Raw genomic sequence first — 10,837 nt, forward strand, 5'->3', positions numbered from 1 at the left:
GCGCGGGTCCTTCCGGCTTCCGGCGGCAGCTCGCACTATTCGCGTCCCGCTTTTCGCGGCGCTGAACCGCCTGCGCGACCGAATTTGCCCAGCGCGGCGAGGGACAAGGCGTATGCGGCCACTGCGCACGGCGCCGCCAGCCAGGGATTCAGCGACGAGAGCAAGACCGAGGCCGCCAGCATGACCGCGCCGCCTGCCGCGCCCCGGGCAACCGCCCGAAGGAGGATCGCATTCAGTGCGGTGCTGCGCAGCGTGGTCAGCGCGGCTGCCAGCATCAGGGTTTCGCTGGCGACGGTTCCCACGCAAACGCCCATCGCGCCGTTGCCGGTGCGTGCCTGGAACCAGGGAATCAGCAGGGGATCCAACACTGCGCTCACCACCAGGCAGCCGAGCTGCGACAGTGTCCAGGCGCGCCTGTGGCCGGTCGCCATCAGGGCGGTGCCCAGCGGCATGGTCGCGTAGACCAGCAGCATGAAGGGAGCCAGCATGCGCAGGTCTTCCGCGGCGCCGCCGTAGGCGGCGCCGCCGAACACCTGCACGCCCAGTTCCGGGTATAACGCACAGCCCAGGGCGACGGGCACCGCGCAGAGCACGGTCCATTGCACGGCCCGCGACAGTGTCGCGGCCGCGGCGGCAGGCTGGCCGGCGTGGAGCCGGCACAGCGTGGGAAACAGGGCGGCGATCAGCGCATTGGCGGGTATCAGCAGGCCGCCGGTCAGCTTGCGTGCCGTGGCATACCATCCGATCGATTCGGCGCTAGCGAACCTGGACAGCATGGCCGCGTCGATGCCGGTTTGCAGCGCCACCACCAGGTTGAAGACCACGAACGGAGTTCCGCCGCGGAGCAATTCCCCCATGGCGCGGGTTCGCGGCCGCAGCTGCGGCACCCCGAGCGGTGCCATGGCGCGCACCAGCACCAGTGCGCCGAGGCCGCCGATGACGGCCTGCGCCGCCAGGTAGACGAAAAGCCCGCTGCCGGCGAGGAGGATCGGAACCAGCACCAGCACCGCGCCCAGTTGCGCGCCCAGCGCACAGGCCGCGCTGAACCCGCTGCGCTCGTATCCGCGCATCGCGTCCTGGCAGGCGGCGCCGAGACTGGCGAAAGCGCAGCCGGCGAGGGTCAGGCTCAGGATCCCCGCGAACACCCGGTCGTAGCCCGCCAGCCGACAGGCCAGCGGCAACAGCAGCGCGGCCAGTGCTCCGACGGCCAGGCGCCAGGCCAGGCTGCTGCCCAGCAGTTCGCCCGCCGCCGAATGCTGCCGGGCGATGCGGGCGGTCAGCTCCGAACCCTGGCCCCATTCCACCAGGATGAAGGCGGTGGATGCGAAGCTCGCGGCGAGGTAGAGATGGCCGAAGTCGGCCGGTCCCAGCTTGTGCGCCGCAACCGCGCTCACCAGCAGGGACAAGGGCGCGGCGAGAGACTGCGCGGCCGTCACCAGCGTGGTGTTGCGCAGCACCACGCGCGAGGCGCCATGCGCCGGCGGCGGCAGAGAAGCGCCATCGGATGCCGGCGCCATGATGGTCAGCCCGCCTTGGCGAGGTGTGCCGTGTCCATGCACCGGGCCAGGGTGATGGCCAGCGCCGTGACGTGCGGTTCTTCCATCAGCGTGAGATGGTTGCCCGGCATCGCGGCGGTTTCCACGCCGTCCCTGGCCAGCGCCGACCAGCCGAGCGCCGGGTCCTGGTCAGTTCCCGACGGGTCCGCGTCCGCGGCGCGCAGCACGATCAGGCGGCCCGGGTAAACACCGGGGCTGTAGGCGGTGATCGACCGCAGCAACGCCGCGGTGACCCAGAACTCCCTCATTCGCGGCGGCACTGGCCACCGCAGCAGGCGGCTGAAACCTATGTGTGCCCAGCACCAGGCGCGGACGGACTCGCGTCGCAGCTTGCCGGCGAAGCGCAGCGCGAACCGCTCCATTGTTCCGCCAGGGCCCTGGCCGCGGTTGCGAACCGGGTCGGGTGCGGCAGCGCCGGGAGCGGCGCAGTCGATCAGGATCGGGGATTCCACCTGGTGGCCGGCGGCCCGCAGCTGCTGCGCCATTTCGAACGCGATGATGCCGCCGGCGCAGTAGCCGCACAAATGATAAGGCCCCACCGGTTGCAGGCGCTGCACTTCCGCAACGTAATCGCGTGCGATCTGCGCGACGGGAGCGTACGGGTGGGTGCGGCCATCGACGCCGCGCGCCTGCAGCCCCCAGAGGGGGCGGCTCTGGCCGATGCGCCGCGCGACATTGACGAAGTTCAGCACGTTGCCGCCGGCGCCGTGGACGCAGAACAGCGGCGGCAATTCGCCATCGGTACTAATTGGTACGAGGTGACTGAACTGCATCCGGGGTTGCACGGCGGCGCCGGCCGGGACTTCTGCCACCACCTCCGGCCCGGTGGCCCGGCGCCTGCTGCGGACAGCGGCGGCGAGGCACTCGATGGTGGGCGATTCGATCAGCACCGACAGCGGCAGCGCCGTGCCGAATTGCGCATCGATGCGCGCGAACAGCTGCGCCGCCAGCAGCGAATGGCCGCCGAGGTCGAAGAAATTGTCGCGGGTGCCGACGCTTGGCAGCTCGAGCAACTCCTGCCACAAGGCCGCCAGGGCCTTCTCCACCGCGTCGGCGGGGCGGCCGCTGCCGGTGGCGGCGACACGCTGCGCGGCGGCTGGCGGCGGCAGGCTGTTGCGGTCGATCTTGCCGTTGGGCGTGGTGGGAAACCGCTCCAGCGGCACGTACACCGCGGGTGCCATGTAGGCCGGCAGGCGCTGCCGCACCGCTGACCGCAACTCGTCGAGCCGCAGGTCCGGCGATTGCGTCACGACATAGGCCGCCAGGCAAGGCTCGGCCGGACGGTCCTCGCGCAACATCACCACCGCGTCCCTTACCGCGGGATGACTGCGCAGCGCCGATTCGATTTCCGCCGGTTCGATGCGGAAACCGCGCAGCTTGATCTGGTGATCCAGGCGTCCCAGGCATTCGAACGAACCGTCGCTGCGCAGACAGCCGGCATCCCCGGTGCGGTACATCCGGCCGCCGGGCTCGAACGGGTCCGGCAGGAAGCGCTCGGCAGTGAGGTCCGGGCGCCGGAAGTAGCCTTCGGCGACGCCGGCGCCACCGATGTAGATCTCGCCGGTGACGCCGCTCGGCACCGGTTGCCGCCGCCCATCCAGCACGTAGATGCGGGTTGCGTCGATGGGCCGCCCCACCGGAACGACAGTGGCCTCGCCTGGCTGGACCCGATGCAGGGCGGACCAGATCGTGGTTTCGGTCGGGCCGTACATGTTCCAGACTTCGGCGCAGCGCGCCAGCAGCAGCCGCGACAATTCGGGGGACATGGCTTCGCCGCCGCAGAGGATCCGCAGCCAGGCGTCGCCGATCCAGCCGTGCTCGAGCAGCAGCCTCCAGGTGGCGGGTGTGGCCTGCATCAGCGTCGGGCGCCAGCGCTGCATCAGGCCCAGCAGGGCGGCGCCGTCGGCGGCGACCGCCGCGGGCGCGACGTAGACGGTGGCGCCGGCGCTCAGGGGCAGCCACAGTTCGAGGCCGGAGATGTCGAACGCGATGGTGGTCACCGACAACAGGCGGTCGCCGGAGGCGATTCCCGGCTCCCGCCGCATCGAACCGAGGAAATTCCACAGCGCGCCGCAGGAGACTTCCACGCCCTTGGGATGCCCGGTGGAACCGGAGGTGTAGATCACGTAAGCGGGGCGGCGGCCATCGGCGGGAACGGGATGCCAGGACGATCCCTGCACCGAAGCGTCTGCTTCGTCGATGCACAGCTGCGGGATGCCGGGCGGCAACCTGCCGCGTGACTGCCGGTCCGTCAGCGCCGCGCAGGGTGCGGCATCGCGCGCGACCCATTCGATCCGCTCGGCGGGATAGCCGGGGTCGATCGGCACGTAGGCCGCCCCCGTCAGCAGCACCGCCAGCAGCGCGCAAACCAGTTCCGGCTTGCGCTCCATGCATACGGCGACCCGCTCGCCGGGCCTTGCGCCCATCGCCTGCAGCCGCTCGGCCAATGCCAGCGCCTCCTGCCACAGTCGTGCATAGGTGATAACACCCGACGTACCTTCGACCGCCGGCGCGCCGGGCCGGCTGGCGGCAAGATCGGCGATCGCATGGGTGAGCGGCTGCGGCGCGGCGGCGCGCCGCGAGGGCCGGCCCAGCGCGAGCAGACCCTCACGCTCAACCGCACCGATCATCGCTACCGCGTCGAGGGCCTGCCGCGCATCGGCGGTCACCGCTTCGAGAATGGTCCGGAACTGCCGGGCGAAGCGCTGGATGGTGGCCGCATCGAACAGCTCCGTGCTGTACTCGATGCCGGCGCTGCGGCCCAGTTCCGTGTCCAGCATCAGCAGGCTCAGGTCGAACTGCGCGGCGCCGCGGGCCATCGGCACGGGCCGCACGCGCAACCCGGCCGCTCGGGGCAAGGGCATCGGCGCGTTCTGGAAATCGAACATCACGCGCACTAGCGGCGACTCGCCGGGACGGCGCTCAAGCTGCAGTTTCGATGTGAGGCGCTCGAACGGCAGGTCCTGGTGTTCGTAGGCTTCCAGCGCGGCGGACCGCACTTCGGCGAGCAGGCGGGCAAAGCTCCAGTCGGATTGCAGCGTCAGGCGCAGCGCCAGCGTGTTGACCAGGCATCCCATCAGCGGCTCGGCGGACAGCCGGTTACGGTTGGCCACCGGCACTGCCACCACCAGGTCGGATGCGCCGCTATGCCGGTGCAGCAGCAGCTCGAAGGCGGCCAGCAACACCATGAAGGTGGTGGTGCCATGGGCACTGGCGAGCCGCTCCACCGCGTCCATCAACTCCGGTTCGATTTCCAGGGGTTCGAATGCGCCTGCCGAAGTGCGCTGCGGCGTGCGCGGCCGGTCGGTGCGCAGTTCCAGCGGCTGGGCGCCCTCCAGGCGCTTCGTCCAGTAGGCGAGCTGGGGCGCGAGGGCATCGTCGGCAAGGGCGCTGCGCTGCCACTGGGCGTAGTCGATGAAGCTGAATTCCGCCGCACGCCGCTCAGGCGTTTCGCCGCGGGCAAAGGTTTCGTAGAAACGCAGCAAGTCATGCGCCAGCAGGCCCATGGACCAGCCGTCGGTCACCAGGTGATGAAGGCACAGCGCCAGGAGATGTTCCCGCGGCCCGGTGCGGAACAGGGCCGCCCGGAGCAGCAGCTCGCTTTCGATGTCGAAGGGTTTGCACGTCATCGCCGATGCCCCGGCCAGCGCGGCTGCACGGGGATCGGATTGTCCGGACAGGTCCAGGCACGGAAGCTGCAGCCGCTCCTGCGGCACCACCCGCATTCGTGGCGTGCCATCCACCGCCGGGTAGCGCGTGCGCAGTACTTCGTGCACGGCCAGCACTTCGGAGAAGGCCTGCCGCAGCGCGCAAGGATCGAGCTCGCCTTCCAGAAGCACGGCGGCGGCGACGTTGTAGGCCGCCCCTTGCGGTTCGAAGCGGTGCATCAACCACATCCGCTCCTGCGAGTAGGACAGCCTCAGTTCCCCGCCGCGGTCGACGCGGCGCAGCGGCGGCAGCGTGGCGGTCGCCTTGGCCGCGGCGACCTGCCGTGCAAGGCCTTGCGGAGTCGGTGTTTCGAACACCGCCCGCAACGGCAGGTCGACGCCGAAGCGCTCGGCGATGCGCGACGCCAGCTGGGTCGCCAGGAGAGAATGACCGCCAAGCCAGAAGAAGTCGTCGGATGCCGCCATCTGGGGCATGTCGAGCATTCCGGCCATCAGGGACTGCAACTCGGCGACCAGGGCGGCGTCGGCGGCCGGTTCCTGCCGCGGCCGCGGTGCCGCCTCCAGCGCGGCGAGTCGTCCCGTCGCGAAGAGCTCCCGGCAGGCATGGCGCTGCACTTTGCCGCTGGTGGTTCGCGGAACGGCTCCAGGCGCCAGCAGGACGATGCGTCCGGCCTGGAGCTGATGCAGCTCGGCGAGCGCGTGGCGGATGGCCGCGCTGATTTCATCCAGGGGCAGGTCGCGTACCGAGTCGACTTCGTGAACGATCACAAGCCGCTCTTCGTTGCCGTCGTCGATGGCGAACGCCGCCCCGCCCGCGGGCCGCAGGCGGGGATGGCATCGCTCCATCGTCGCCTCCAGGTCCTCGGGATAGTGGTTCACACCGCGCAGCACGATCAGGTCGCGCAAACGACCCGTGACGAACAACTCGCCGCGGCGGAGGAAGCCGAGATCGCCGCTGCGCAGCCAGCCGCCGCTGCCGGACACCGATGCGCCGAAGGCCTGTTGCGTCGCCTCCGGCCGGCGCCAGTAGCCGGTGCCGACGGACGCTCCGCGGATCCAGATTTCCCCCACGGCGTCTTCACCCAGCGGGGTTCCGCTGGACGGATCGACAATCAGGAGTTCCAGCCCGTCCAGCGGCGCGCCGCAGCTGCTCAGCCGGCAGCTCCGGGTGCCTTGCCGCGGATCTTCGGCGCGGCCGCGGGCCAGGGCTGGTTCATCGACGTCGACGCTGGCGGGCGCATCCGCGTCGGCGGTGGAGGTCACGCCCACGGTCGATTCGGCCAGCCCGTAGCAGGGCTTGAAGGCACGGCCGCGGAAACCGGCGGCGCCGAAGACGGCGGCGAAGCGCTCCAGTGTGTCAGGGCGGACGCGCTCGGCGCCGCAGAACGCGATGCGCCAGGCGCGCAGATCCAGTTCCGAGCGCTGCGCCGCGGAGATGCGTCGCACGCATGCTTCGTAGGCGAAGTTGGGAGCGCCGCTGACGGTGGCGGAATAACGCGATACGGCCGACAGCCAGCGCCACGGCCGCGGCAGGAATTCCGCCGGCGAAAGCAGGGTCGCTTCCGCGGCCTGGGACAGCGGCAGCAGGATGCCGCTGACCAGGCCCATGTCGTGGTAGGGCGGCAGCCAGGAGACGATGCGGTCTTCGGAATCGATGGCTGCGCGCTGGCACAGCGCCTGGATGTTGTCGAGGAAGTTACCGTGGGTCAGGCATACGCCCCTCGGGGCGCCGGTCGAACCCGAGGTGTACTGCAGCAAGGCGAGACTCGAACGATCCTGTGGGACGGATTTCCAACGCTCCGCGTCGGTCCGCTCCAACGCCGTGTCGGCGATCCATTGCAGATCGCTCAACCAGGGCTGCGCCAGAGCCTGCATCGCCGAAGGCGCCCGACCGCAGGCGAAGCGGGCCTGCGCATCTTCGGCGATGCGTTGCAGGTGGCCGAAACCGCGGCCGTGCCGTGGAGAGTACGCCGGCACCGCCACGGCGCCGGCAAAGAGGCAGGCCACCAGGGCGATGACGTAGTCCAGACCGGGAGGGTGGAGCAGCAGCACGCGCTCACCGATGGCGCCCCTGTGCTGCAGGTGCGCGGCCAGGGCCCGTGCCCTGTCATCCAGTTCGCCGTAACTCAGGCATTGCCCGTCGCCTTCGCCACCGCCGAGGTAGCGGAACAGCGTCTTGTCGTGAAACCGCTCGGCCTGCTGCCGGAAGAGTTGCGTCAGGCTCGAATGCGCGCGCGCCGCCCCCGCCGCTTTCTTGCCGGGAAGAGCCGCATGCTGCGTTCGCGCCTGTGGACGTGCCCCTCTTGCCGCCGCTTCACGCTTCATGGAGCGCAGGGTCGCGGCTTCCGCTGGTCTGCGGAATGGTGGATCGCATTGAACCGTTGCCCTGGTGTCGTCACTGGAAGAGCGGGGGGAACCGGGAACTGAGCATGCACAGCCACAGTCAACGCACTCTGTACGTTTGGTAACAGACACATATTGGGCACGCCCCTGTCAGGTCATCCCGCCGGACCGCCTGCCGGGCCGGTTCCGCCCGGTCAGGGCCGCAAGAGTCCGGAATCCACCAAGAACCCAGCCGTGGCCGGCCAGGTCGTTCTGGGAGCACCGCCCGTATAGTCCGGCGAATGCCTCGTAGACCCCACGGTATGGATCGCCAGCGAGCGCCGCAAGGTGCTTTGCGACCGCCTGTGTGTCAGAAAACGTGTAAAACCGGTTTCGAGGAGGAAAGGTTCAAACTGTATGGCAATCCCGTAGAGCGAAGGACTACAGGACAAGGTCGGCTTTACCCATTTCATGGGATTTTCTTGATTTATTCCCTGTACGGGATAAAGTGATTTTATCCAAAATAAGGGCTATATTGGATTTATCCCTTACAGGAGATAAATCATGGACTATGTCGCCAGCACCCCCGAACAACTGGGACAGATCCTGAAAAACTGCCGCAAGCAGCTCAAGCTGACCCAAAGCGTCGTTGGCTCGAAGGTCGGCCTGAAACAGAGCACGATCTCCGCGATCGAAGTTCACGGTGCAAACGCCACCGTCGAAACGCTCTATAAGGCGCTTTCCGCTTTGGGCCTGCAGCTGGTTATCCGCGACAAATTGTCGACAGGCCCCACTCAGCGGGAGTGGTAAGCCATGGCGCGGCCATCCAAGACCCAGGCACTCTCTGTGTGGATGAATGGAGAGCGTGTCGGAACCTGGCTCAGCGCAGCGAACAATGCCCAGGAATTTCGTTACGCCGACGAATGGCTCGTCTCTCCCGAAACCCGCCCGATTTCGCTTTCAATGCCCGTCGGCCCATTAGGCACGACTTATAAGGGTGCAGTCGTCGAACGGTTCTTCGAGAACCTGCTGCCCGACAGCAAAAGGATTCGAGACCGTATCCGGCAGCGCTTCCAGACAAAGTCGGCTCGCGCGTTCGATTTGCTCGCCGAAATCGGCCGGGACTGTATTGGCGCTGTCCAATTGATGCCCGCAGATCAGGCGCCGCCGAGCACCCGGAAAATTGAAGGCGACGCGCTCACCGAAAAGGAAATCGCACAGCTACTGAGCAATACCTTGGCCGCTCCCACATTGGGGCGCATCGACCATGACGAGGATTTTAGAATCTCGTTGTCCGGCGCACAGGAAAAGACCGCACTATTGCGCTACGCAGATAAGTGGATGCGTCCACATGGCCCTACGCCGACGACCCACATCTTCAAACTGCCGATTGGGGAAGGTAACCAAGGTATTGATCTGCGCACGTCGGTCGAAAACGAGTGGTTGTGTGCGCAGATTCTTCGAGCCTATGGACTCGATACGGCCGATTGCTGGATGGATCAGTTTGGGCCGCACAAAGTGCTGGTGGTGCAACGGTTCGACCGGCGACTTGCCAAAAATGAACGCTGGTTCGTGCGGCTACCACAGGAGGACTTGTGCCAGGCAACGGGCATCGACCGCGATCACAAATATGAAGCCGACGGCGGTCCTGGAATTCAGAAAGCCATGGATCTGCTGCTGGGCTCGGCGCGTGCAGATCATGATCGAATGGACTTCTTTCGTACACAGATCCTGTTCTGGATGCTTTGTGCGATTGACGGGCACGCAAAGAATTTCAGCTTGTTCCTTGAAGCCGGTGGACAGTTCCGATTGACCCCGCGCTACGATGTCCTTTCCGCCTTTCCGGTTTTGGGAAATCGCGCCGGCCAGCTGTCGCCTCACAAGGTAAAAATGGCTATGGCGGTTCAAGGTGAGGGCAGGCGCCACTACAACTGGAGTTCAATCCAGCCCAGGCATTGGGTGGAGATGGCGAGACGGTGCGGGTTGGCCAAACAAATTGATTCGCTGATTGAAGGTCTGGTCGCTCAGACACCCAAGGTCATCGACATTGTTACGTCTCAATTGCCCAGGAAATTCCCGTCATCCGTGGCGGGCCCTATTCTGGACGGAATTCGTCAAGCTGCCGCGAAGTTAGCGGTCTGAACCCGCAAAAAAAGACCCAAAGAGGCCACTCGATATTCTGGAGGGATGTCGAGCCTGGCCCCTTTGATTACGTGACGATCAACGTAGGCTAAAAGCCCACTACCCGAACGAATGACCGCGACGAAAGGTACTACTGTACGGTTGAATCGCGGGGCACGCACGGTGCAACAAGCATCGTTGATAGAAATCCTGCTGCGTGAGGCAATACGTTAAGTAAGGTGAAATATTGAGGATGAAAATCTGAGGTTGCACCCATCTGGTTTGCAATGGGCATGTTTATAAGAAACAACGCATTATCAAGCAGTTGGAAATTTTAGCCGCCCAAGATGAGGCCTTCCGACGCACTACTGAGCGTTGGCACGTGATTTGAACATGGAGCGCCCAAGCTTGATTCCATGTGCTCTTGATGAATGCAATGTCCGCAGGCCAGAAATTCCGTGCCGCCGTCGCCGCCGAGAAGCCCTTGCAGGTGATCGGCGCGATCAACGCCTACACCGCCCGCATGGCGGAAGCGGTGGGTTACAAGGCCCTGTACCTGTCCGGCGGCGGCGTCGCCGCCAACTCCCTGGGCATGCCGGACCTGGGCATCAGCACCCTGGAAGACGTGCTGACCGACGTGCGCCGCATCACCGATGTCACCACCCTGCCGCTGCTGGTGGACATCGACACCGGCTGGGGCGGCGCCTTCAATATCGCCCGCACCATCCGCTCGATGATCAAGGCCGGCGCCGGCGCCGTGCACATCGAGGACCAGGTCGGCACCAAGCGCTGCGGCCACCGTCCGGGCAAGGAAGTGGTGAGCAAGGAGGAGATGGTGGACCGCATCAAGTCCGCCGTCGACGCCCGCACCGATCCGGGCTTCGTCATCATGGCCCGCACCGACGCCCTGGCCATCGAAGGCATCGACGCCGCCATCGAGCGCGCCGTGGCCTATGTCGAGGCCGGCGCGGACATGATCTTCCCCGAGGCCATGACCGAGCTGCCGATGTACCGCAAGTTCAAGGATGCGGTCAAAGTGCCGATCCTGGCCAACATCACCGAATTCGGCTTCACCCCGCTGTTCACCACCCAGGAACTGGGCTCGGTGGACGTGGACATCGTGCTCTACTGCTGCGGCGCCTACCGCGCCATGAATGCCGCCGCGCTGAA

General features: G+C 66.6%; 5 protein-coding genes. 3 read left to right on the forward strand and 2 right to left on the reverse strand.

Annotated elements, in window-relative coordinates; genetic code table 11:
• Positions 1-35: 35 nt before the first annotated feature.
• Complete coding sequence (locus tag BP26_RS0118720) at positions 36-1,517, reverse strand: oligosaccharide flippase family protein (protein WP_029922090.1); 1,482 nt, start codon at positions 1,515-1,517, stop codon at positions 36-38.
• 5 nt (positions 1,518-1,522) lie between these two features.
• Positions 1,523-7,549 (reverse strand): non-ribosomal peptide synthetase, encoded by a 6,027-nt coding sequence (locus BP26_RS0118725; protein ID WP_051749160.1) that lies wholly within the window; start codon positions 7,547-7,549, stop codon positions 1,523-1,525.
• 561 nt (positions 7,550-8,110) lie between these two features.
• On the opposite strand from BP26_RS0118725, the gene BP26_RS0118730 reads away from it, so the two are divergent.
• The 3 genes from BP26_RS0118730 to prpB form a co-directional block, all read left to right on the forward strand.
• Complete coding sequence (locus BP26_RS0118730; protein ID WP_036517376.1) at positions 8,111-8,356, forward strand: helix-turn-helix domain-containing protein; 246 nt, start codon at positions 8,111-8,113, stop codon at positions 8,354-8,356.
• A 3-nt stretch (positions 8,357-8,359) separates the two neighbouring features.
• Entirely contained in the window at positions 8,360-9,688 is a 1,329-nt protein-coding gene (locus BP26_RS0118735) for a type II toxin-antitoxin system HipA family toxin (protein ID WP_029922093.1), read from the forward strand.
• 406 nt (positions 9,689-10,094) lie between these two features.
• Positions 10,095-10,837: methylisocitrate lyase (gene prpB, locus BP26_RS0118740; protein ID WP_029922094.1), on the forward strand; the 743-nt coding region annotated here is incomplete at its 3' end.

Source organism: Nevskia soli DSM 19509, from assembly GCF_000711955.1.
GTDB classification, from domain to species: domain Bacteria; phylum Pseudomonadota; class Gammaproteobacteria; order Nevskiales; family Nevskiaceae; genus Nevskia; species Nevskia soli.